Raw genomic sequence first — 22413 nt, forward strand, 5'->3', positions numbered from 1 at the left:
TTTGATTCCTCTCTGATTTTCTAATAAATTTCTAAAAGTCCCGGTCAGCGCCTGTGCACCCGAATGTGTTTTCAGATGTACAGGCACTGGACGGGCAGTTTTCTCATGTTATCGTTTAGATTATAGCACAACTGGGAATAATTACAAATAGGAAATAAAAGCAATTCTGAAGCGGAAAAATTCACGTTACTTTTCACGGGTAGGAATTTTCTGTTCAGAAAATATATGTTTATAAAAGTAAAAAGAAGGGCGTGTCATGAATCGAACCAACCAATTTTCCCTCTCCATTTTATGTTTTTTCATCTGTTTTCTCCTCGCCATGTCCGGAATCCGGGCAAGGGATGAGGCACTGGCGGCGGATATTGCCCCGAAGATCCTGCGGTTCCATGTTCTTGCGAACAGTGACTCTGCTGAAGATCAGGCGTTAAAGCTCTGCGTAAAGGATCTTCTGCTGAAAAAGATCCGGGACGATGCCGCCGCAGATCAGATTGCCGGAAAAGAGGATCTGAAAGCATATATCCTGTCTGAATCTTCCACACTGAAAACCGCCGCAGAAGACTTTATCCACAGCTTCGGGTATGATTACGGTGTACGTGTGGGGATTGAGACCTGCAGGTTTCCGGTGCGCACCTATGGGGACATGACATTTCCCGCCGGAATGTATGAAGCCGTCCGGGTGACCATCGGAAACGGTGCCGGGCACAACTTCTGGTGCGTCCTGTATCCATCCCTATGCTACACGGACAGCATTCATGCATCAATGCCGGAAGGATCGAAGGAGACGTTGAAAAGCCTGATCCCGGAGAACGATTATGAAGCGTTGCTGCGCTCCGGACCACAACGCTCGCCATCTGATGAGGAATCGTCTGTAAAAAAAAGTGAGCAGGAAACTGTTTCCCTGCCCACTGTAAAGATCCGTTTCCGGATCGCCGAACTGTTTTCATAAAGGACGGCCTTCTTTGGCCGCTCCCGGATCACTGGCTGAGCTTTAAATTTCCTTTTACCGCCCAGTCATAGGTCTCCATCGCCTGAAACAGCGCGAGATCACCTGTTTTCACTGCGATCTCCTTTGTCTTTAAGGAGTTCTGCTGCTGCATATACTCAAGGCGTCCGATGGTTCCTAACTGCCATTTTCTCTCGGCAGTCTCCATCTTCGTCTTTTCCAGCTCGTAAGCTGCCTTTGCGGTCTGAATCTCGTTCCTCTTCTGGAGAACATCGTTATAGAGATTTACGAGGGAGGAGGAGACTTCTTCCTTCTCCTGCTTGATCGTGCGCTGTAAATTCTGGTACTCGACGGACCCGGCGTCCTTATTATCGAGATCCAGCACATTGTAGCGGATCGTGAAGTTATTGTCCTGTGCCGCCTGCTTATCTTTCTCCGGATTCATTCCGTCGATCCTTGCAAGATCTGCCGCCGGAACATCCCTGATCTCCGGCACTGCGTCGTACTTCCAGCCAAGCATCGTGCAGAGTGTCTGGCGCAGCTTCTGCTCATTCGCTGTCAATGTCAGCTTTGTCGCCTGAGTAGACTCCAACTGCTGTCTCGCGGAAAGAACCTGACTCTGGGTCGCAAGGCCGTTGGCCGCCTGATTCTGGGTAGACTGATACACTGCGTTAAGAAGCGTAAGACCACTCTCTAAACTCTCCTCATTAAGCAGCAGCTGCTTATAACCGATCATGGCACTCTGGGCGCCGGCCTCCAGCGCTGCACGGTTCGCATCGATCACCTTGATATGCATCTGCTCCGGGGAGATCTGGGTCAGACTGTCACCCATTAAAAGTACCTGCTCCGCCTGATAGTCCAGAAGCTCGGAATTGTAGACTAACTGGGCATATGTCGTCGGAGCCGTCGGGAGCATACCGATCAGGTCCTTCATCTGGTCTGTCATCCCGTTCATCTGATCCGCGGCATCCAGGATCGATGCCGATTTATCTGATAACTGGGATTTCAATTTTGCGACATCCTTGGATGCATCCTTTTTGTCGGAATAGGTCTCCTTCAACGTCTTAAACGTCGGGCTGTACACCTCAACAAGCTTCCCGATCTCGTCATATTCCAGCACATTATCCGCGAGCTTCTTCATCGTCGCGTCATCGTACTCATTTCCCGGCTGGGATACAAATCCATTCTCATCCGCGACTCCGGTCGCCTCGACCGCCTTTGTCTTTGCAAACGAAGTCACAGGCGCTGCCGCAAGCGCAAGCGCAAGTGCCGCCGGGATCACACGTCCTGTCAAATTTCTTTTCATTCTGCTTCTCCTTTAGCTCTGTGATGAGGAAACGATATCGAGAAGTCCCTCAAGCGCCCACTGATAATTTTCGATCGCTCCTGTGAGGTCCAGCTTCGCCGCCGTGTGGGATGCTTCACTGGAAAGCCATGCAGACTCTGCCTGAAGGTATTCCTGACGGCTCAACATCCCCAGCTCATTCTTCCGGTCAGCAGCCGCTTTATCGGCCTTTGCCGCCTCATAGAGCGTTTCCGATGCCTCATAGGCTTTCTGTTTCTGTTTCAGGTCCTTATACATAAGATCCAGAGAAGAACGGACGGAATCTTCCTGATCCTTGATATTTCTTGCCTTCGTGACTGCTCCGCCCGCCGATTTGGAACTCGTCATCCTTGTATCATACAGAGTGTAGTTCATCTCGATGGCCTTCGCCTCATCCTTCTTCGGATCAAAGGACGCGATCACGGAAAGATCCGGCTCCGGAACCTTCGCGATCTCCGGATCAGCGTTGTAATCCCAGCCCAACATTGTGATCAGCGTCTGTTTCTGGGTATTGAGGCCGGACGCTGCCTGAAGAGCACTTCCGTTCGCGGAATTCAGTGCGTCCTCCACGGTCAGAACATCCTCCTTCGACATCATTCCAAGATCCTTTTTCTTTAACGCCGCCTCGTAATTCTGCTTTGCGATCTCCTGATTTAAAAGGGCGATCTCATACTGGTCCTTTAAGGTCTCATAGGTCCGCATTGCTTCCCTCGCGGTCTTTGTCTTCTCATTTCTCGTGATGCGGAGTCCGCGGAGTGCAGAGGAACCACCGGCTCCCTTTCCCTTTGCGGCATCCTCCAGCTGCTGCGCATATGCCCGCAGAGCATGCATATTTGCTTTATATCCTTTATACACGTCGCGGGATACTGTCTCGTCATACTGAACATCATTCGCATCCCGTTCCATTTCATCCGCCTCCGCGCGCAGATCCGCCGCCATCGCTAACATCTGATCCTTCGTAAGACCCGTGGATCCGCCCGGATTGTAATAATACTTCTGCAGCTGGTTCTGATAATCGGTATTGTAGCGCTCAATGAGTCCGGGGAGTTCCCAGTATTCCAGCGTGTTGTCCTTAAACTTTTCAAGCGCTGCTTCGTCATATTCTGTGACCGCGACGTCCTTCGTCGCAGCTAACGCAGGTATTCCGGTATCCGCTGCCGCTATGGAAAGACTTCCCACAAAAACGGCTGAGAGCATGATCAGACCTGCTTTTTTCCATTTATTTCGTCTCATAGGTTTCCCTCCGTCTATGAGCATAACGATTTCATCGCAGAAACGCAATAACGTTTCTCTTACATTTTCTTTCCAAATACGGCAATCCGGTGGCAATTTTTATCCCCTGACTGCCGCCTCCAAAAGCAGGAAGCCCCGCAGAGCATTCCGCATTCCGGCTGACCGCCTCCCGACCGGGCAGCGGCCGTCTCTTGCAGACTCTGCAGGGATCCGCTTTCAATGTTCAAAGCTTTAATCTACGTCAATGATCTCTTTCTTATCCTGATTCTTTCCGCTCATGATCACATAGAAGACCGGAAGAACAAGAAGTGCCATCGCTGTAGAGACGATCAGTCCACCGACATCCACAAGGGCGAGTCCCTGCATCGTCTTACCGGCATTTCCATAAGCCGCCGCCATCGGGATCATTGCCACGATCGTCGTGAGTGTTGTCATGAACATAGGGCGCATACGGGTCGCGCCGGCTTCAATGACTGCCTCCTTAAAGTCCATTGTTGCCCGGTACTGGTTCGCCGTATCAACGTACAAAATACCGTTGTTTACTACCGTTCCGACTAACATTAAGAAGCCTAACAGGGAGGTCATGCTGATCGGGCAATCCACTAACCATAAGAACAGGAAGGAACCGATCAGGGCGAACGGGATCGTCGTCATCACCATGATGGAGAACTTCGGCGACTCGAACTGTGCAGCCATTACAATAAATACAAGGAATACGGCTGTGGCGATCGCCTGTCCCAGGGAAGCAAACTCTTCGTTCATCATCTTTGTGGATGTGCTTTCCTGCATGGAGATCGTGCCGGATAAGTACTTATCGATGACCTCCTTCTGGATCTTATCCTTCGTGGTGCTGTCCGCGCCCTCTGTCAGAGTACCGGTGATGGTCACCTGATACTGCTTATCACTCTTTGTAATGCTCTGCGGGCTGTCCTTGAAGCCGATATCCGCGATATCCATAAGAGCTACGGATCCGCCGGTCGCTGTCGGAAGAACGATTCCCTGGAGCTTATCGATCGTATCGTACTCATCATCCGCGTACTCAACCTTTACATCGATATCATTTCCGTCAACATTCAGGGTCGTTGCCGTCGTTCCACTGACCATCATGTATACCTGGGAAGCAACGGCGGTCGGGGAAAGTCCCTCCGCTGCCGCCTTGACCGGATCTACATTGATCTTTACAAGTGGAGCGCTGTTTTCAAGGGAAGAGTGGATGTTTGTCGCCTCCGGGCGTTTCTGGAGCTCGGAAACGATCTCATCCGATACCTTCTTTAAGTCATCGTACTGTGTGCTGACAAGAACATATTCGAGATCCTCCGCATTTCCCATGGACATCCCACTGCCCAGAGAGCTCTGGCTTTCCAGACTGACCGAACAATCCGACCATTTCTGCATATCGCGTTTCCATTCCTTGAGCACCTGATCCGTCTTTCTGCTTCTGTCATCCTTTAAATATGCCGTCAGGGTCGCTCCGCTTCCGCCCATATTCATGGAAAGTCCGGAGCTTCCGTAGGAAAGCATGTAGGAATCAAGATCCGGATCCTGTGTCACATAGTCCTCTGCTCTCTGGAGGATCTTATCGACCTCCTCGATCTTAAGACCCGGCTGGGTCTCGATCGTCACCGCGATCGTTCCCTGATCATCTGCCGGCATAAGCTCTGTCTTTAACTTTGTCGCAAGGAACAGGGAGAAGATCACAAGCACAACGGCGGTTCCCATGACCATCGCTTTTTTCTTTAAAAGCTTCTCCATCAGGGAACGGTATCCATTCTGCAGAGCTCTCATGATGCCGGAGGCCGGGGTATTTTCCTTCTCCTTCGGACGGTAGTACACGTAGCAGAGCGGTACAAGCGTCATCGCGGAAATCAGGGACGCAATCATACAGAATACGATCGTGAAGCCCAACGGCTTGAACATCTGTCCGCTCATTCCGGAGATCAGCGCTAACGGGATAAATACGACACAGGTCGTAGCAGTACCACCGATGATGGATTCCAGAACGGCTGCCGTACCATCGATTGCGGCTTTTCTCGTTTCAATAAAGCCGCCGCCCTTATCCGTAAAGCGGAAGCAGCTCTCCAGAACTACGATCGAGTTATCAACCATCATTCCGACACCGAGGACCAGACTCGACAGGGTGATGACGTTTAACGTAAAGCCCATGGTCTTCATGAGGATGAGGGCCGCTAAAATTGATACCGGGATGGAAGTTCCGACGATCAGGGATGCCTTGATATCCCCGAAGAACAGCCAGATGATGAACATCGCAATAATGACTGCCATGATCATGGTCTGGAATACGCTGTTTAAGGAATTGCTGATCTGATCACTGTAATCGTTGACAACGACGTACTCCAGAGACGGGTCCTGTGCTTTTAACGTTTCCATTGTCTCCTGGACTGCCCTGGAAACGGTAATGTGGTCGCTGTCCTGATTTTTCTTGACACCGATCGTCATCGTGTCCTTGCCGTCGTAACGTCCGATACTGTCCTTTGCCTCAACGGTATTGTAGATATTGGCAACATCTTCCATATAGATGATGTTTCCGTTACCCAGTGTGATCGGGATCTTCTTTAAAAGCTCCATCGTGTCAAAGGATGTTCCGGATGTCACGGAAAGATCCTTGTTTCCAACGGAGGTACTTCCGATCGGCATAGAAAAGTCCGCAGACTTTAAAGCCGCAACGATGGTATTCATGTTCACATGATACTGGCTTAATTTTTCCGGGATCAGCTCCGCCTTGATATAAGCCTCCTGACCACCGGATACATCGACACTGGCTACGGAGGTCAGCTTTTCGATTTCCGGAACGATATCGTCATTTACGTAGTTATAGAGGTTATCCACGCTGTCATTGTTGACCGCGAGGGTGATGGACGGCGTACTGTTGATATCCATCTCGATGATCGTCGGGGTATCGACATCATCCGGGAGATCCGACTTGATCCCATCCAGCTTTTTCTTTAAGTCATCGTAAGCTTTATCGATATCCTGGTCATAGTCATACTGGACCAGGACCATTCCGAAGTTTTCCGAAGACATGCTGGTGACGGAATCGACACCGGAAAGCGTTCCGATCTCATCCTCTATCTTACTGATCACAAGCTGATCCACGTCATCCGGGCTTGCTCCCGGGTAGACCGCGCTGACGATCAGCATCGGCATCTCCATTTCCGGGATCAGCTCAAGCTGGGATGAAAAGATCGAGCTGAGACCGAATACGATCAGGCAGAGCACAACAAGAACGGTTGTGACCGGCCGTTTTAAGACCTTTTTGGTAAGTCCCATGTTCCTTGTGCCTCCTTATTTTGCTGCCGTTTCCGCGGCTTCTGTAGTCTCTTCTGCTGTTGTCTCACTGCTGTCGGCTGTCGTTTCCGCACTGTCATCACTGCCCTGAATATTTACCGCGGCGCCGTCATAAAGCTCCTTGGACCAGCTTGTGATGACCTCGTCGTCGTAGGAAAGTCCGGAAACGATCTGAATCTTGTCAGAATCGATGAGTCCGTCTTCCACCGGAGTCTTTTTCGCCGTTGCTGTCGCGGCATCATATGTATACACGTAAGCGTCTCCATTGCTGTAGTTCACACAATCTGCCGGAACGACCATGACGTTGTCCGCCTTCTCTGCTGTCACATAAACCTTTACCATCGTTCCGCTGGCAAGTCCGTCCGCGTCACCCAGGGTCGCTTTCACCTTGAAAAGTCCTGTGGACGCGTCCACCATGCTGCCGATCTCAGAGATCGCGCCGCTGTAGTCCGTTCCGTTCTTCTCCACCGTCACAGGATCACCGATATTTAATCCCTTCATGACACGCTCCGACACGTTGAAGGTCAGTGTTTTTCCGCCTGCACCGGATACAACGCCTGCGACAGAACCGCCCGCAGACATATCATGTACCTGCACGCCAAACTGTTCTAAGACACCGGCGATCGGCGCGGTAACGACCGTGTTCTCGCTCTGGGTATCATAGTTTAATTTTGCGGAATCATACTGGAGCTTCGCCATGGACAGACCGCTTACCGCCTGCTCGTAGGCCTGAGCGGAAATATCCCCGCTCTCGTAGAGCGCCTTCATCCTGTTTACAGATGTCTGGGCATCATTTAAGGATACCTGAGTCGTATTTAACGTGATCCTTGCCGCGTCTAACTGCTTGTTGTCGATGCGGAACAGCTTCTGTCCCTTCTGTACGGTATCGCCCTGATTTACATAAACCTCCAGTACTTCTCCGCTTCCCTTCGGGATAATGTATACCTGATCTGCCGGTTCCACGGTACCTGTCAGTCCTGTGGAAAGTTCAATATTTCCTGTCTCCGGTGTCTGGACGACGACGGTCGGGTTCGGAACGGCCTCGATCGGCTCTTCTTTTTTCGTAAATCTTGTGAACATCAGGACTCCAAATGCGCCGACGCATACAAGTCCGATTACGATCTTACCTGCTTTCTTCATGGTTCCTCCTCATTTTCTGTAACATGCTGCTGTGGTACGACTCCGGTTGTTCTGTTTTTATGAACGTCCCTCGTCTGTTTTCTTCCTGCTGCCCTCTGTTTTATATCCACATATGCCATAATGGAGCATATGGATATGACGTTTGTAATATTCGGAAGCTTCCGTTCTCGACTCGCCGTCCCGGAAAAAACGTTTGAGTGACATGATGAATACGATCATGTGCATCTCGATCAGCTCGAAAAACTCCTGATGATCCAGATCACATTTCTCTTTGTTGACATGTTCATACAACAGTTTTAAAAATTTCCGGTTTGCCTCCATCGCCTCCGGGTTCGAATCCGATCCGCCTTTGAATAGTTCTACCAGTCTTGCGCTGTTGACCAGGTTGTGAAAGATCGCTGACAACCCTGAATCCTCAAGCCGGTCCATCCCGAGATCAAAGATCTGCTCCAGGACCTCCCAGAGGTCTCCGCCGTTTTCGTCCAGCATCGTGATGTACGATGTGAAATGCTGTTCCGCCTGGTTGCAGATCAGCCATTTTAACAGATCCTGTTTATCTTCAAAATATGTGTAAAAGCTTCCTCTCGATATATCCGCGTCGTGAACGATCCGGTTGATCGATACTTCCTCCGGAGCTACCCTCATAAATTCCTTTGCCGCCGCAGCCCGAATTGCTTCGATCTTTTCCTTCGGAAGCCGCATAAACCGTTCGGTCGGCATAATTCCATCTCCCCTCTTCTATAAAAACGGGTTCGAAAAGTGACAACCCGTCACCATTATAGTGACACCCTGTCATTCTGTCAATATCTGTTTTTCCAGTTTATAATGATTTTATATTTTCGTAAGGTTTGCAAAATTTCTGTATAGAAACTCCTGTCTCCGGTCCGATCCCGTCTGTGATTTCCGCTGTTTTGCTCAGCCTACCATGCCCATGTTTCAGAATTGTTTTCCGATTGTTGCAGTTTCATGAATCCTGCATATTTTCCCGGAAATATCGGATTGTACAGGAATAAATACCAATTCATAGCATGTTTGTAGGAATTGCTTCTTGCATATTTTTCTCAATACAGGTATAATATCATTGCATCACCTAGTAAGCGACTAGGTTTAGTCCCGGCAGACGGAACGTATCCCGGAGATCAGCTCCGGTGCCGGTTCATATCTGTCCGGAAATTGCTGAAACTTACATTTTTACCTTATATAAAATACATGGAGGAATCCGATATGTCAGAACCATTATTAAATGTAAAAAATCTCTCCGTGGATGTGGAAGAGAAATCCATTCTTCACGGGATCAACTTAACGATCAACAAAGGCGAGACCCACGTACTCATGGGACCGAACGGTGCCGGAAAATCCACACTCGGCTGCACCCTGATGGGGAACCCGAACTATCATGTGACAGACGGTGAGATCTTCTTCGGAGGCGAGAACATCACGAAAGAAGCCGCTGACAAGCGTGCAAAGCTCGGCATGTTCCTCTCCTTCCAGAATCCGCTTGAAGTTCCGGGAATCTCCCTCTCCAACTTCATCCGCAGCGCTCTCTCCGCAAGAACCGGAAAGAATGTCCGCATCTGGGATTTCAATAAAGAACTCCAGAAAGCCATGGAGGTCCTCGATATGGATCCGTCCTACGGTTTCCGTGATCTGAACGTCGGCTTCTCCGGCGGTGAGAAAAAGAAAGCCGAGATCTTACAGCTTCTCCTCTTAAATCCGTCCCTGGCGATCCTCGATGAGACAGACTCCGGTCTTGATGTCGATGCGGTCCGCACTGTTTCCAAGGGAATCGAGGAATACCAGAAGAGCAAGGACGGCGCCCTTCTCATCATCACCCACAGCACCAGAATTCTCGAATCTCTCCATGTGGACAAGACCCATGTCCTCGTCGATGGACATCTTGTCGCAGAGGGTGACGGCTCTCTCGTCGATGAGATCAACGAGCACGGCTTCGAACAGTTTATCGTTTCCGCGAACGAGAAGGGAGAGAACAACTAATGAAGGAAAAGACGTATGTTGAGGACGTTGACCGCAACATGTACGACTTCCGCAATGAGGAAAAAGATGCGTACCGCATCAGATCCGGTCTTACCGAGGACATTGTGGAAAAGATCTCCGAGGAGAAACATGACCCGGAGTGGATGCATGATTTCCGGTTAAATTCCTTAAAAGTATATAATGAAATGAAGGTTCCGGACTGGGGCCCGTCCATCGAAGGCTTAAACATGGACAACATCGCGACCTACGTCCGTGCCAACACAAAGATGAAAGGGGACTGGTCCGAGGTCCCGGAGGAGATCAAGGATACCTTTGAAAAGCTCGGGATCCCGCAGGCGGAGCGCACCTCTCTCGCAGGCGTAGGTGCCCAGTACGACTCCGAGCTCGTCTACCACAACGTCCGCAAGGAAGTTGCGGAGCAGGGCGTCATCTACACAGATATGGAGAGCGCCCTGACCGGCGAATACGCCGATATGGTAAAAGAACACTTCATGAAGCTAGTGACGCCTCATGACCACAAATTTGCCGCTCTGCACGGTGCGGTATGGTCCGGCGGCTCCTTCGTCTATGTTCCGAAGGGAGTTTCCGTTGAGATCCCGCTGCAGTCCTACTTCCGTTTAAACGCGGCGGGTGCCGGACAGTTTGAGCACACCCTGATCATCGTCGATGAGGGCGCGTCCTTACATTTCATCGAGGGATGTTCCGCTCCGAAGTACAATGTGGCAAACCTCCATGCCGGCTGTGTCGAGCTTTACATCGGAAAAAACGCAAAGCTCCGCTACTCTACGATCGAGAACTGGTCGAAAAATATGTACAATTTAAACACAAAACGGGCGAAGGTCGAGGAAGGCGGAGTCATCGAGTGGGTATCCGGTTCCTTCGGTTCCCATGTTTCTTACCTCTACCCGATGAGCGTGTTGAACGGCGAGGGCGCAAGATCCGAGTTCACCGGAATCACATTCGCCGGTAAGGGACAGAACCTCGATACCGGGTGTAAGGTCGTTCACAACGCTCCGAAAACTTCTTCCTATGTAAATACGAGATCGATCTCCAAGGACGGCGGAATCAGCACCTTCCGGAGCTCCGTTGTCGTATCCGCGAAGGCAAAGGGCAGCAAATCCGCTGTCTCCTGCCAGTCCCTGATGCTTGATGATATCTCCCGTTCCGACACGATCCCGGCGATGGATATCCGCACAAAGGACGCCGATGTCGGACACGAGGCAAAGATCGGCCGCATCAGCGATGACGCCGTCTTCTATCTGATGTCCCGCGGGATCTCCGAGGAGGACGCAAGAGCCCTGATCGTCAGCGGCTTCGCCGACAATGTCTCGAAGGAGCTTCCGCTTGAATACGCGGTGGAGATGAACAATCTGATCCATCTGGAAATGAAAGGAAGTATTGGATGATGGAGAATATGAAGATCAACCAGCTCCCTTCCAGGACATGGAACTGGCTGAAAATGAATGAAACTGCGGTCTCCGGGATTTCTGTCTCCGGAGCGCATGAAATAAACGCTGAGATCCCGGCGGGGATCTCAAAAACAAACTGCCCTGCCGGCCTTCCGGATCAGTTCCGGGAGATCGCAGGCGGAATGGGACCGGATATGGATGTTCTCGTCAGAGAGTCCGCAGCCGGTGCCGTCCTGCTCTCGACGGATGGAGACCTCGCAGAGACACCGGTGCGCATCGGCTTCACATACGGCGCTTCCGAGCATAGCTTAAATACGTTCGGAATCTTCGCAAAAGAAGGAAGTAAGATGACCGTCATCATGGATATGGCGGCTGAGGCCGACGGTGCTTCGGGTGCAGACCACACTACTCTCTCCGGCGTCCAGACAAAACTGATCCTCGAAAAAGACGCCGAAGTGACTCTCGTCCAGATCATCCGCAATGACAATGCAAAAACCGTCTTAAACGACATCGGTGCGAAGGTTGCTGACGGAGCAAAATTCTCCGTGATCCACCTCTTCCTCTCCGGTGGTCATGTATACAACGGCTGTAAGGCAGATCTCGTCGGCAAAAAGAGTACGTTCACCGCGGACATCGCCTACACGGTCGGAAACGATGCAGTCCTTGATATGAACTACGTCGCTCTCCACGAAGGAAAGAAATCCGTCAGCGAGATCAAGACCGACGGCGTGCTTCATGAAAATTCGAAGAAACTCTTCCGCGGAACGATCGATTTTAAGAAAGGCGCGGCAGGCGCTGTCGGGAACGAGAAAGAGGACGTTCTTCTTCTCGACGATGACGTTGTAAACCAGACGATTCCGCTGATCCTCTGCGCGGAGGAAGATGTCGAAGGAAACCACGGTGCAACGATCGGAAAGCTTGACGATGACATGGTCTTCTATCTGGAAAGCCGCGGCATGGAGCTTCCAAAGATCTACAAGATGATGGCGAAGGCACGGATCGACGCCGTTCTCCGTCTGGTACCTGATGAAAAGACAAAGGCAGATGTTGCCTCTTATTTAGAAAGTGAGGCCACCAATGGACGTATCTAAGATCCGGGAAGATTTCCCGCTTCTCAAAAACCGTGACATCATTTACCTGGACAATGCGGCAACTTCACAGAAGCCCGCAGCTGTCCTGGATGCTGAAAAGCAGTTTTATGAGAAATACAATGCAAACCCGTTCCGCGGTCTCTATGAGCTGAGCGAAGAAGCAACGAAATGTTATGAAGAAGCAAGAAAAACGGTCGCTGATTTTCTCCACGCATCCTGTCCGGAAGAGATCATTTTCACGAGAAATGCGACTGAGAGCTTGAATCTCGCCGCTTACACACTCTCCGAGTACCTGTTAAAACCGGGTGACGAGATCATCGTCAGCATCATGGAACATCACAGCAACATTCTTCCATGGCAGCAGGCCGCAAAGCGTTACGGTGCGACCGTGAAATACCTGGAATGCGACATGGACGGCACGATCCCGGCAGAGCGCCTCGAGAACATGATCACCCCGCACACAAAGATCGCGGCGATCACCCAGATTTCCAACGTGCTCGGATGCAAGAATGACTTAAAGACCTTCGCTGAGATCTGCCACCGCCACGGTGTGATCCTGGTCGGCGACGGCGCACAGAGCGTTCCGCACATCAAAGTCGATGTCCAGGACCTCGGAGTCGATTTTCTCTCCTTCTCCGGACATAAGATGCTGGCTCCGATGGGGATCGGCGCTCTCTACGGAAAGAAAGAGCTGTTAGAGCAGCTCCCGCCATTTCTCACCGGCGGCGAGATGATCGAATCCGTCACAAGAGAAGGTGCTGTCTGGGCAGAAGTTCCACATAAATTTGAGGCGGGAACCGTCAATGCCGGCGGCGCTTATGCACTTGCCGAGGCGATCCGCTACATGAACACGATCGGTTTTGATGCGATCGAGGAACAGGAAAACAAGCTCACAAGGATCGCTTATGAGGGCATGACAAAGATCCCGGGGATCCGTGTTCTCGGAAGTTCCGATCCAGACAATCATCACGGGATCCTCTCCTTCGCCGTTGACGGGGTTCATCCGCATGATGTCGCTGAGATCTTAAATGCCGATAATATCTGCGTCCGCGCCGGTCATCACTGCGCGCAGCCGCTCTTACAGTACCTTGGGACCGCCTCTACGACCCGTGTGAGTCTCGCATTCTACAATACTGAGGATGAGATCCGGGCGTTCCTCACAAGTCTTGGCGGATTAAGGAGAAAAATGGGATATGAGTAATACATTTTATAATGAAATTTTAATCGAGCACAACCTTCATCCGACCCACAAGCATGATCTGCCGGATGCAAATCTCGTCCTTGAGGGCGTAAACCCGAGCTGCGGCGATGATATCTGGCTGAAATTAAAAGTTGAAAACGATGAGATCGTTGACGGGGCGTTCGTCGGGGATGGCTGCGCCATCTCCCAGGCTTCCGCAGATATGATGCTGGACCTGATCATCGGAAAGAAAAAAGACGAGGCACTCCGCCTCGCAAACCTCTTCCTCGAGATGATCAAAGGAAATGTCAAAGGCGATGACCTCGAGCCGCTCGAAGAAGCCTCCATCCTCCAGGATGTCTCCCATATGCCGGCGCGTGTCAAATGCGCGGTCCTTGGGTGGCATACGATGGAAGAAATGTTTAAGAAAGCTGCAGATGGAAAAATGATTCCAGCCAGCTATTCCAAGTAGGTATTTTCGGCACCGAAAATACTGTAATATAATGTCCGGGATGCGGATTTTGCCGATTTAGGATGCAAAGCATCGGCAAAATCCCGTTACTGTTTACGCAAAGCGTAAGCAGTAACGCCGGGGTTGTCGGTGACGACCGAAGGGAAATAGTGCTTGAATTCGATTTGGGAATATGATAGACTATAGATACAAAAAAGGGAAAGTCAGATACACACGGCCTACCCTTTACAAGTAATCTGTTATAGTATAACAGCCGTCACTATTGGGGTAGTGGCGGCTATTTTCTTTTTCCGAAGATCGTGTAACACAATCCTACGAGAGCTACAATGAAGATACCTATCTGGATCAAGTCCGAATATGTAACATACATTGGCATCGCCCTCCTTTCTTTCGTCCGGAGGGGGAAGCCCCTCCTTTTATGGAGGGCAGGCCGCCTTTTATGTATTCTGCTTTCCCATAAATTCATTATATATTTCGAATATTTGTTCGCCAATGTTTTTTCTTAGCTACTATGTGCACCAGCGCCTCGATCGGCCGCCTTAACGACGTCACGATCATGATCCCCGCCGCAAGCGCGATCGCAAGTCCGATCGCCGCCTGACCCTTTACGATAAACTGCGGCATGTCACGCCGGAGAGCCGCGTCCATCGCATAGTACAGGGAACCTCCCGGGATCAGCGGGATGACCGTCGGCATCAGGACCGTCGTTGCCGGTGTCTTTAAGATCCTCGCCCAGATCTCCGAGTAGATCGTGATCAGGATCGCCACAACGAAAAATCCCAGATATTCATTATTCACAAAATGTAAAAATACAAGATACACTGCCCAGAAAACTGCCCCGCCGATCGCCGGGATCCAGACTCTGCGCCCGCGGATGTTGTAAATGATCGCAAATCCGAGCGACCCGAAAAACGATGCGATGACTGAAAGAACATCCTGACTCATAACATCCCTCCAAGAAGTATTTTAGAAAGAATAAACCCGGCTGCCACACAGACGGCTGTGATCATCGCCTCCGAAAAATGCAGAAGTCCGCTGATCATGTCCCCGCTGATGAAATCCCGGAATGAGTTCGTCATCAGGACTCCCGGGATCAGGAGCATGATATTCCCGATCATGATCATCTCGACATGCTGTCCGATCCCGAGATAGCAGACAAGAATACATGCCATACCTGAGATCAGAGAGCAGAGGATATTGGAGAAGATTGCCTTCAGCTTGATCGCGGAGAGCGCATATAAGGTCACGCGGATCAGCGCCCCGACAAACAGGGACGCAAATCCATCCCACAGATTTCCTCCAAAGAAAATGGCAAACGCCCCGGCTGTCATTGCATAGATCCCGCACTGCACCGCCGGGGAATATGTCGGTCCCTTTAAGATCTTTTCATATTCCTGATCGATCACCGCAAACGACGGCTGCGTCGCGCAGATCCGCCTCGAAAGGTCATTCAGCCGGTCCAGCTTCCACATATCCGTCCCGTAACTTAAAATTCTTCGCGTCTGCGTGATCCACTTCCGCTCCTTCGTCTCCAGCGTCACGATGATACACGACGCGATCGAGAAAATATGGCTCTGCCGGATCCCGTAGGCATTGCAGATCCTCCGGATCGTATCCTCCACACGGCTGATCTCCGCCCCGCTCACGAGGAGCTGCTCCCCGATATTGATCGCGCAGGTCAGGACTTCTTCCCCCGTCATCGGGTCCGCCGCCTGTGCGCCTGTTTTCTGGTCTGTCTGCACCTTTTTTCACCTTTTCCATTAAAATGTTTTCCTGGAAATCATGTTTCCATTTCCTGACTTTTATTATACGGGGCGGTGATTTCTTTTACAAGTATCTTGTCAAAAATATCGTTTTCGTCCGGTAGCTGGATCGTTCTTCTTTTCGTCAGGTCCTTTGTTGACCTTTCTTCTCCGGTTCGCTACAATAGTAATCAGAAATATCCTTCAGGAGGAATGTAGACATGAACTCTCATATGAATTTTATCAAAGAGCAGTTATACACCTTAACTTCTATCCCGAGTCCGTCCAGCTTTACAGCAAAAGTGACTGATTACCTGTTGTCCGAATTATCTTCTCTGGGGTATTCCCCGGAGCGCAGCAATAAGGGGAACGTATTCGTTACCCTGGGTGGTTCCGGCTCTCCTCTGGTACTGGCAGCCCATGTTGATACACTGGGGGCTATGGTTCGCTCCATCAAGGAAAACGGACGTCTGCGGCCCACAACCATCGGAGGTCATCAGTGGTCCACGGCGGACGGCGAGAACTGCACCATTCACACCCGTGACGGCAGAGTTTACACCGGTGTAGTGCTGAACAAGGAGCCTTCTTCCCACGTTGCTGATCAGAAGACCGAGCTGATCGAAGAAAATATGGAGATCCTGCTGGATGAAAATGTCGCTTCCGATCAGGATACTCTGGCGCTTGGGATCCAGACCGGTGACATCATCGCCATGGACCCGCGCACGGTTGTGACAGAAAGCGGATACATCAAAAGCCGTTTTCTTGATGACAAGCTTTCCGCAGCTATCCTGCTGGGTCTCGCCAGAGCCGTACGTGAAGATGCCTGGAAGCTGAACCGCAAGGTTTCTTTATTATTTACAGTATATGAAGAAGTAGGGCACGGCGGAAGTGTCGTACCGGATGATACAGAGGAGATGATTTCTGTCGATATGGGTTGTGTCGGCAGCGACCTTGGCTGCACTGAACGGATGGTTTCGATCTGTGCCAAAGATTCCGGTGGCCCTTATAACTATGATCTGATCACGGCTCTTTCCAACCTTGCGAAGGAGAAAAAGTTGGATTATGCCATTGATGTTTATCCGCATTATGGCTCCGATGTGGAGACTACCCTGCGCGCCGGATATGATATCCGTCACGGTCTCATCGGTCCTGGAGTCTATGCTTCCCATAATTACGAACGCTCCCATATGGACGGAGTTCACAATACCTTTGAGCTGTTGAAGGCTTATATCACAAGATAGCTTCTTTGTAACTGTGAACAGATCTGTACACTTGCTGCGCTGACTGGTTACCGTTCATTTCCATCTTCGTATTGACATTCCTTTTCTAAAATGTCATAATACCCGCGGAGATAGTATTTGGAATACTACAAAACTATACTCTGACTGAATCACAACAATTTCATATTGAAAAGTTACCCCGCCGGAACCGGTGGAAATCAAGCTTATATTTATCAAGACATAAAATAAGACTCAGGGAATACGAAGAATAGCAAAAGCATTTGCAGGGACAAGTATGCCTTGACGAATGCTTTTTTTATAAGGAGACCAATAAGAAATGACTGTTGAGATGTTAAAAGGAAAAATTCATCGTGCTACCGTAGTACAGGCCGAACTGGATTATGTCGGAAGTATTACTGTCGATGAAGAGCTGCTGGAAGCAGCAGGAATTATGGAATATGAAAAAGTTCAGATCGTGGATGTGAACAACGGAAGCCGGTTTGAAACTTATACGATCTGCGGCAAGCGCGGAAGCGGAATGATCTGCCTGAATGGTGCTGCGGCAAGATGCGTAAGCAATGGTGATAAGATCATTATCATGTGTTATGCACAATATGAGGCCGAAGAAGCCAAAAAACATAAACCACAGGTTGTGTTTGTAGATGATACGAATAAGATCAGCCGTGTTACAAACTATGAAAAGCACGGATTACTGAAAGATATGGCATAACGATAAGATTGACTGTAGCTTATCAATAAAAACGAAATTTGTTGAATTCAGGACAAGAGACTATCTCCTAATTTATTTTTTAAAAGGAGAACATCATGCAGGTAACAAAAACAGTACAGGAAACAAGAGCTTTAATCAAGAACTGGAAAAAAGAAGGAAAAACAATCGGACTTGTGCCGACAATGGGCTTCCTGCACGAAGGACATGCAAGTCTGATCAAACGGTGCCGCGAAGAGAATGATATCGTCGTCGTATCCGATTTTGTAAACCCAACACAGTTTGGACCGACCGAAGATCTGGAAGCATACCCAAGAGATTTCAAACGTGACAGCGAACTCTGCGAGAGCCTTGGAGCCGATCTCATCTTTCATCCGGAACCAACAGATATGTACCATGATCCGCATGCATTTGTAAGCATTGATACCTTATCCGATACCCTGTGCGGTAAAACAAGACCCATTCATTTTAAAGGTGTTTGTACGGTCGTTTCCAAGTTATTCAACATTGTAGCACCGGACAGAGCGTATTTTGGTCAGAAGGATGCACAGCAGCTGGCGATCATCCGCAAAATGGTACAGGATCTGAATTTTGATATCCAGATCGTAGGATGCCCGATCATCCGCGAAGAAGACGGCCTTGCCAAATCATCCAGAAATACATATTTAAGTGAAAAAGAAAGAACAGCCGCTCTTTGTCTTTCAAGAGCCGTAAAAGCCGGTCAGGATACTATCTGTAAGGGAATCAAGGCAGAAGAAGTATTAGCAAAAATGCGTGGGATCATTGAAGCTGAGCCTCTGGCAAAGATCGATTATGTATCTATGGTAGATGCACTGGATATGCAGCCGGTAGAAAGCGTAGAAAAAGATGTTCTGGTCGCTATGGCAGTCTATATCGGAAAAACCAGACTGATCGATAACTTCAGCTACGAGGTATAAGGGATGGAACACTTAATGAAAAAAGCAGGGAAAGCCAGCTCTTTCCTTACAAAACATATTGGAATTATCATTATCTGTTTCTCTGTGATCGCATTTTTCTGGCATGACGGATTCGCATGGACAACCAAATATACCTCCACCTTTTTAGGTGTTGCCATGTTCGGCATGGGACTGACCATTAAGATCGAAGATTTTAAACGGGTTTTTTCAAGACCCAAAGAAATCGTTATCGGATTTGTTGCACAATATACGATCATGCCGGTTGTGGCATGGGGCTTATGCAGGCTGATGCAGCTTCCGACCGATCTTGCACTTGGCGTTATTCTGGTGGGATGTTGTCCCGGCGGAACAGCAAGCAACGTCATTACATATATTGCCGGAGGTGATGTAGCGCTTTCGGTTGGAATGACGATCACTTCCACGCTTGCAGCTCCACTGATGACACCATTACTCGTGTATCTGCTTGCCGATGCCTGGGTAGAAGTATCTTTCCTCGCAATGGTAATTTCTGTCGTGAAGGTTGTACTTGTTCCGGTTCTTCTTGGTATTCTGATCAATTGCTGCTTCGGAAAGCAGATCCAGAAAATATCAGAAGTACTCCCTCTGATTTCTGTTGTGTCGATCGTCATGATCATCAGCGGAATCGTCTCTGTCAATTCAGAGAAGATTATAAGCTGTGGTCTGCTCGTGCTTGGAGTTGTGGCACTTCACAATCTCTGCGGAATGGGGATCGGACTTGGCGCCGCAAAACTTTTACATATCGAATATAATAAAGCCACCGCGATTGCAATTGAAGTCGGAATGCAGAACAGCGGACTTGCCATTTCCCTTGCAGCCGCTAATTTTGCAGCAAATCCACTGGCTACGCTTCCCGGAGCGATCTTCAGCGTATGGCACAATATATCAGGCTCATTATTTGCCGGAATCCGCAAAGACGGAACCGATATGACAGAAGCCTATCAGAAAGTTACTGTATAAATAAATCTGTTATGATTCACCATATGAACGTGCCGGGAAGATTATCCGGCTAAGGCAACTCCCCCCGCAGAGCCTTTTTACGAGGATCTGCGGGGGGAGTTTATTGGCTTTGTTCATTCAAACTCTTTTTCAGAGTGAATTTTTCTTATCCTCTTTTTGCTGTCAAAATAGACTGTATAATTTTTTAATGGTTCCATAAATACATCTCCACACGGCTGATCTAAAATCTTGTTTTTGTGTAAATTGAATTCTAGAAAATTCTTGTTTTCGTGTATAATGCTTGATATAAAAATCTCGTTTTCGTGTTTACGGAGGTGCTTCCATATGAAAAGAAAACTCTATGACTCTTTAATGCAGTGGAAAACAGAGGAAAACGGCAGAACAGCCCTCCTCATGGAAAATATCGTCGCCCAGATGCTCGCCGCCAGCGGTCATAAGCTCTATTTCTACTACAATGCATCCCGCGATGATGCCTCCAGCCGTATGAAGATCGACTTTCTGATCGCCAAAAGCAAGACCAGCAACCGCCACAATATCTCACCGATCGAGGTGAAGTCCAGTAAAAATTATACGATTTCTTCTCTTCAGAAATTTAAAGCCAAATATGATGAACAGCTCCTTGTTCCGTATGTGCTGCATACTGGGGATCTGAAGGAAGAAAATGGGATTTTTTATTTGCCGGTGTATATGACGATGCTGCTATAAGCTGAACAATTTCTCAAAGTTTACCCAAAAATTTCTATTATACGTCAACAGCCGCCATAGTCAGTTCCTTTGACCACAGCGGCTGTTGGCATTATAATTTTTTCTTTCTCTTCTCCATGAACCTTTTCACCTCATCTGCTCCATGTAAATATGTGATTTCAAAATCGAGGCTTTCTTTACGGTGAAGAGACTCCTGATAGGAATCTTCAATTGCATTCGCAAATTTTTCAGTCTGTTCTTTCCCTAATACGATAAAGGTTTTCGTGATACCCGAAGTTGGCATTTTTAACATCTCCATTTATCATATCGCACGTCTAATCATATGCTCCGCTTTTCGGATACTTGTTTCTAAGCCCTCTCTTTCCTTTTACTCTTCACAAAATCATAAATTTTTTCCGCATCATTATAATCCGGAATTGCTGATAAGACAGTACTATAAATTGGCTCAAGCGTTTTCGGAGAGCTCTCCAGCGCATCTGCAATCTGCTCCAATGACTGGTCTTTTTCTACCTTCTTCATTATCAGGGAAATCCGATATATCTCTCGTCCCTCTTCTTTCCACCGATTCTCTTCTGTACGAATTTTCATTCGCTTTCCAATCTCTATTCCCTCTGCCCGCGCATCTCTCCGGTCCAATCGTCTCTGATCTTCAATGCTATATTCCATTAATAGACACTTTTTTATATCTTTTATACGTTGATTGTCCTGCCAATCCACCAGTTTCTTTAAGCATTTTGCTATCAACTTATCAATTATTTCAAAATACATATCTTTATCCCCTCTTTTATTTCATTATGGATTTTTTGCGCTTCAACCTCAAGCGTGTCCGGTATAAAAAAGGATAAAATTTTTATAAAATAAAACGAGAATGCCAGAGATCAGCAGCTAATCACTGATCTCTGGCACCCATTATTATTCATCTACATAAATAAAATCTATCGGTGACAATTTCCTATAACGCACCAGCGGAATCTTCTTCTCTAACTTCTCAATCTTTTCCCGAATCTCTTTATCCTCATAATTTTCCCACAATCCATTATCCAGATCCCGGTACTTATACCGCTGCACCTGAAGTTCCTTCATCTCTTTCAGGATTTCCATCGTCTCGATCGGGAATTTCTTTTGGCACTGGGAGCACTGGCATTCGGTGTCTGAAATAGGACGTATGTAGTTGTTCATGACTCCGCGGAATTTCGCATACTTCAAATGCAACATAGGAATCTCTACATGAATCAGTGTTCCTCCTATAGCATTCATTCCCGGAAGCACTACTCCTATGCATCTTGGAACTTCCAACGGTCCATCTAGTGTCGGTGTGTTCCAGGGATAAGGACTAAGATCCTTGGAATATTCCCATTCGCAATCATACGCCTTAGGAACTAATGTATAATGAGGACATGTATGGATTCTCCTGCCCCGCTTGGAATCCGGTGATGCTTTTCCCTTTGCACTTTCCAATGACAAGCGTTCTGCTTTTTCGCGTTGGAGTTTGCGGGATTTTTTGCTGTCTTTTTTCATAAGCAATTCCCCCTGGTATTTATTCCTTCCATAGCATTCTATGCAGATATTTCATGCTATTTAATAAAGCTTATATCTCTTTCTGTTAAAACCATATTTTTACTAAAACATGCCTCTAATTAACGCTTCCTTCCAGCCTTTTTCGATACAGATTAATGATTTTTTTCCACCTCTCCAATTAATAGAAACAAGATAAACTTCTTTTTTCTTTCCGCCGATTCCTGCTGCCCAACCTAAAAATGGAACGATCATATTCCCCCACATGCCTTTCCAGACAGAGTAAGTTTTCTTATCTGTCTCATCAAGAATATCATAAGCTTGCACATTAGATTTATTGATGCTTATTTTCGAATTTTCCCCCTCAGTAATGATCTCAAGAAATGATCCTTTTTTTATCTTTTTCCCTTTGTATTCACCTTCAAGAACTACATTGAATTCTGACATACTTATCTCCTCTCTATTCCCTAATGATCAAACTCTATCAAATAATCA

The 22413-nt window shown here is 48.4% G+C and carries 22 protein-coding genes; 11 read left to right on the top strand and 11 right to left on the bottom strand.

Going from position 1 to position 22413, the window contains the following annotated elements; translation table 11 throughout:
- The first annotated feature begins 256 nt into the window (after positions 1 to 256).
- Positions 257 to 946 (top strand): stage II sporulation protein R, encoded by a 690-nt coding sequence (gene spoIIR, locus ACI3EW_RS14185; protein ID WP_118530960.1) that lies wholly within the window; start codon positions 257 to 259, stop codon positions 944 to 946.
- A gap of 28 nt (positions 947 to 974) precedes the next feature.
- Here the strand turns inward: spoIIR and ACI3EW_RS14190 are convergent, their stop codons facing one another.
- The 5 genes from ACI3EW_RS14190 to ACI3EW_RS14210 all read right to left on the bottom strand — a co-directional run bounded on the left by ACI3EW_RS14190 (position 975) and on the right by ACI3EW_RS14210 (position 8666).
- Positions 975 to 2249: a TolC family protein gene (locus tag ACI3EW_RS14190; protein WP_118530962.1), complete on the bottom strand. Its 1275-nt coding sequence runs from the start codon at positions 2247 to 2249 to the stop codon at positions 975 to 977.
- A gap of 12 nt (positions 2250 to 2261) precedes the next feature.
- Positions 2262 to 3500: a TolC family protein gene (locus tag ACI3EW_RS14195; protein WP_182426783.1), complete on the bottom strand. Its 1239-nt coding sequence runs from the start codon at positions 3498 to 3500 to the stop codon at positions 2262 to 2264.
- Between the two features lie 231 nt (positions 3501 to 3731).
- Entirely contained in the window at positions 3732 to 6788 is a 3057-nt protein-coding gene (locus ACI3EW_RS14200) for an efflux RND transporter permease subunit (RefSeq protein ID WP_405580737.1), read from the bottom strand.
- 15 nt (positions 6789 to 6803) lie between these two features.
- Positions 6804 to 7946 carry an efflux RND transporter periplasmic adaptor subunit gene (locus ACI3EW_RS14205; protein WP_015553203.1) on the bottom strand — a complete coding sequence of 381 codons (1143 nt, stop codon included), beginning with the start codon at positions 7944 to 7946 and terminating at the stop codon, positions 6804 to 6806.
- 57 nt (positions 7947 to 8003) lie between these two features.
- On the bottom strand, positions 8004 to 8666 hold the full coding sequence (locus ACI3EW_RS14210; RefSeq protein WP_118530969.1) for a TetR/AcrR family transcriptional regulator: 663 nt from the start codon (positions 8664 to 8666) through the stop codon (positions 8004 to 8006).
- Between the two features lie 504 nt (positions 8667 to 9170).
- Between ACI3EW_RS14210 and sufC the strand changes: the two genes are divergently transcribed.
- Genes sufC through sufU form a run of 5 tightly spaced genes read left to right on the top strand, consistent with a single transcriptional unit; the run spans position 9171 to position 14093 of the window.
- On the top strand, positions 9171 to 9941 hold the full coding sequence (gene sufC / locus ACI3EW_RS14215) for a Fe-S cluster assembly ATPase SufC (RefSeq protein WP_405580742.1): 771 nt from the start codon (positions 9171 to 9173) through the stop codon (positions 9939 to 9941).
- Positions 9941 to 11347 (top strand): Fe-S cluster assembly protein SufB, encoded by a 1407-nt coding sequence (gene sufB / locus ACI3EW_RS14220; RefSeq protein WP_405580745.1) that lies wholly within the window; start codon positions 9941 to 9943, stop codon positions 11345 to 11347. Before sufC ends, sufB begins: the two co-directional genes overlap by 1 nt.
- On the top strand, positions 11344 to 12441 hold the full coding sequence (locus ACI3EW_RS14225; protein ID WP_405580748.1) for a SufB/SufD family protein: 1098 nt from the start codon (positions 11344 to 11346) through the stop codon (positions 12439 to 12441). The genes sufB and ACI3EW_RS14225 overlap by 4 nt, the downstream gene beginning before the upstream one ends.
- The gene (locus ACI3EW_RS14230; protein WP_405580751.1) at positions 12428 to 13642 is read left to right on the top strand and encodes an aminotransferase class V-fold PLP-dependent enzyme; all 1215 of its coding nucleotides are present in this window, start codon (positions 12428 to 12430) and stop codon (positions 13640 to 13642) included. Before ACI3EW_RS14225 ends, ACI3EW_RS14230 begins: the two co-directional genes overlap by 14 nt.
- Positions 13635 to 14093, top strand: a complete 459-nt coding sequence (sufU, locus tag ACI3EW_RS14235; RefSeq protein WP_118514815.1) for a Fe-S cluster assembly sulfur transfer protein SufU — start codon at positions 13635 to 13637, stop codon at positions 14091 to 14093. Before ACI3EW_RS14230 ends, sufU begins: the two co-directional genes overlap by 8 nt.
- A 465-nt stretch (positions 14094 to 14558) precedes the next feature.
- Here the strand turns inward: sufU and ACI3EW_RS14240 are convergent, their stop codons facing one another.
- Positions 14559 to 15038, bottom strand: coding sequence for a threonine/serine exporter family protein (locus ACI3EW_RS14240; RefSeq protein WP_118530979.1), 480 nt, complete (start codon positions 15036 to 15038; stop codon positions 14559 to 14561).
- Positions 15035 to 15835 (bottom strand): threonine/serine exporter family protein, encoded by an 801-nt coding sequence (locus tag ACI3EW_RS14245; protein ID WP_243022273.1) that lies wholly within the window; start codon positions 15833 to 15835, stop codon positions 15035 to 15037. The genes ACI3EW_RS14240 and ACI3EW_RS14245 overlap by 4 nt, the downstream gene beginning before the upstream one ends.
- A gap of 221 nt (positions 15836 to 16056) precedes the next feature.
- Between ACI3EW_RS14245 and ACI3EW_RS14250 the strand changes: the two genes are divergently transcribed.
- From ACI3EW_RS14250 to ACI3EW_RS14270, 5 genes are all read left to right on the top strand, one after another.
- Positions 16057 to 17076: a M42 family metallopeptidase gene (locus tag ACI3EW_RS14250; protein ID WP_118530981.1), complete on the top strand. Its 1020-nt coding sequence runs from the start codon at positions 16057 to 16059 to the stop codon at positions 17074 to 17076.
- Positions 17077 to 17392: 316 nt separating this feature from the next.
- Entirely contained in the window at positions 17393 to 17785 is a 393-nt protein-coding gene (gene panD, locus ACI3EW_RS14255; RefSeq protein WP_118530983.1) for an aspartate 1-decarboxylase, read from the top strand.
- Positions 17786 to 17880: 95 nt separating this feature from the next.
- Complete coding sequence (gene panC / locus ACI3EW_RS14260) at positions 17881 to 18720, top strand: pantoate--beta-alanine ligase (protein ID WP_118530985.1); 840 nt, start codon at positions 17881 to 17883, stop codon at positions 18718 to 18720.
- Positions 18721 to 18723: 3 nt separating this feature from the next.
- A complete protein-coding gene (locus ACI3EW_RS14265) occupies positions 18724 to 19698 on the top strand; it encodes a bile acid:sodium symporter family protein (RefSeq protein ID WP_405580757.1) in 975 nt (324 codons plus the stop codon).
- A 324-nt stretch (positions 19699 to 20022) separates the two neighbouring features.
- A complete protein-coding gene (locus ACI3EW_RS14270; protein ID WP_207663833.1) occupies positions 20023 to 20403 on the top strand; it encodes an ATP-binding protein in 381 nt (126 codons plus the stop codon).
- A gap of 91 nt (positions 20404 to 20494) precedes the next feature.
- On the opposite strand, the gene ACI3EW_RS14275 is transcribed toward ACI3EW_RS14270, so the two are convergent.
- The 4 genes from ACI3EW_RS14275 to ACI3EW_RS14290 form a co-directional block, all read right to left on the bottom strand.
- The gene (locus tag ACI3EW_RS14275) at positions 20495 to 20701 is read right to left on the bottom strand and encodes a hypothetical protein (protein WP_243022274.1); all 207 of its coding nucleotides are present in this window, start codon (positions 20699 to 20701) and stop codon (positions 20495 to 20497) included.
- Between the two features lie 50 nt (positions 20702 to 20751).
- Positions 20752 to 21171 carry a hypothetical protein gene (locus ACI3EW_RS14280; RefSeq protein ID WP_118530993.1) on the bottom strand — a complete coding sequence of 140 codons (420 nt, stop codon included), beginning with the start codon at positions 21169 to 21171 and terminating at the stop codon, positions 20752 to 20754.
- Between the two features lie 144 nt (positions 21172 to 21315).
- Complete coding sequence (locus tag ACI3EW_RS14285; RefSeq protein ID WP_118530995.1) at positions 21316 to 21921, bottom strand: hypothetical protein; 606 nt, start codon at positions 21919 to 21921, stop codon at positions 21316 to 21318.
- 102 nt (positions 21922 to 22023) lie between these two features.
- Positions 22024 to 22365 (bottom strand): hypothetical protein, encoded by a 342-nt coding sequence (locus ACI3EW_RS14290; protein WP_118530997.1) that lies wholly within the window; start codon positions 22363 to 22365, stop codon positions 22024 to 22026.
- Positions 22366 to 22413 lie beyond the last annotated feature (48 nt).

It is taken from the genome of Pilosibacter rotomagensis, assembly GCF_045062245.2.
Taxonomy (GTDB): Bacteria; Bacillota; Clostridia; order Lachnospirales; family Lachnospiraceae; genus Pilosibacter.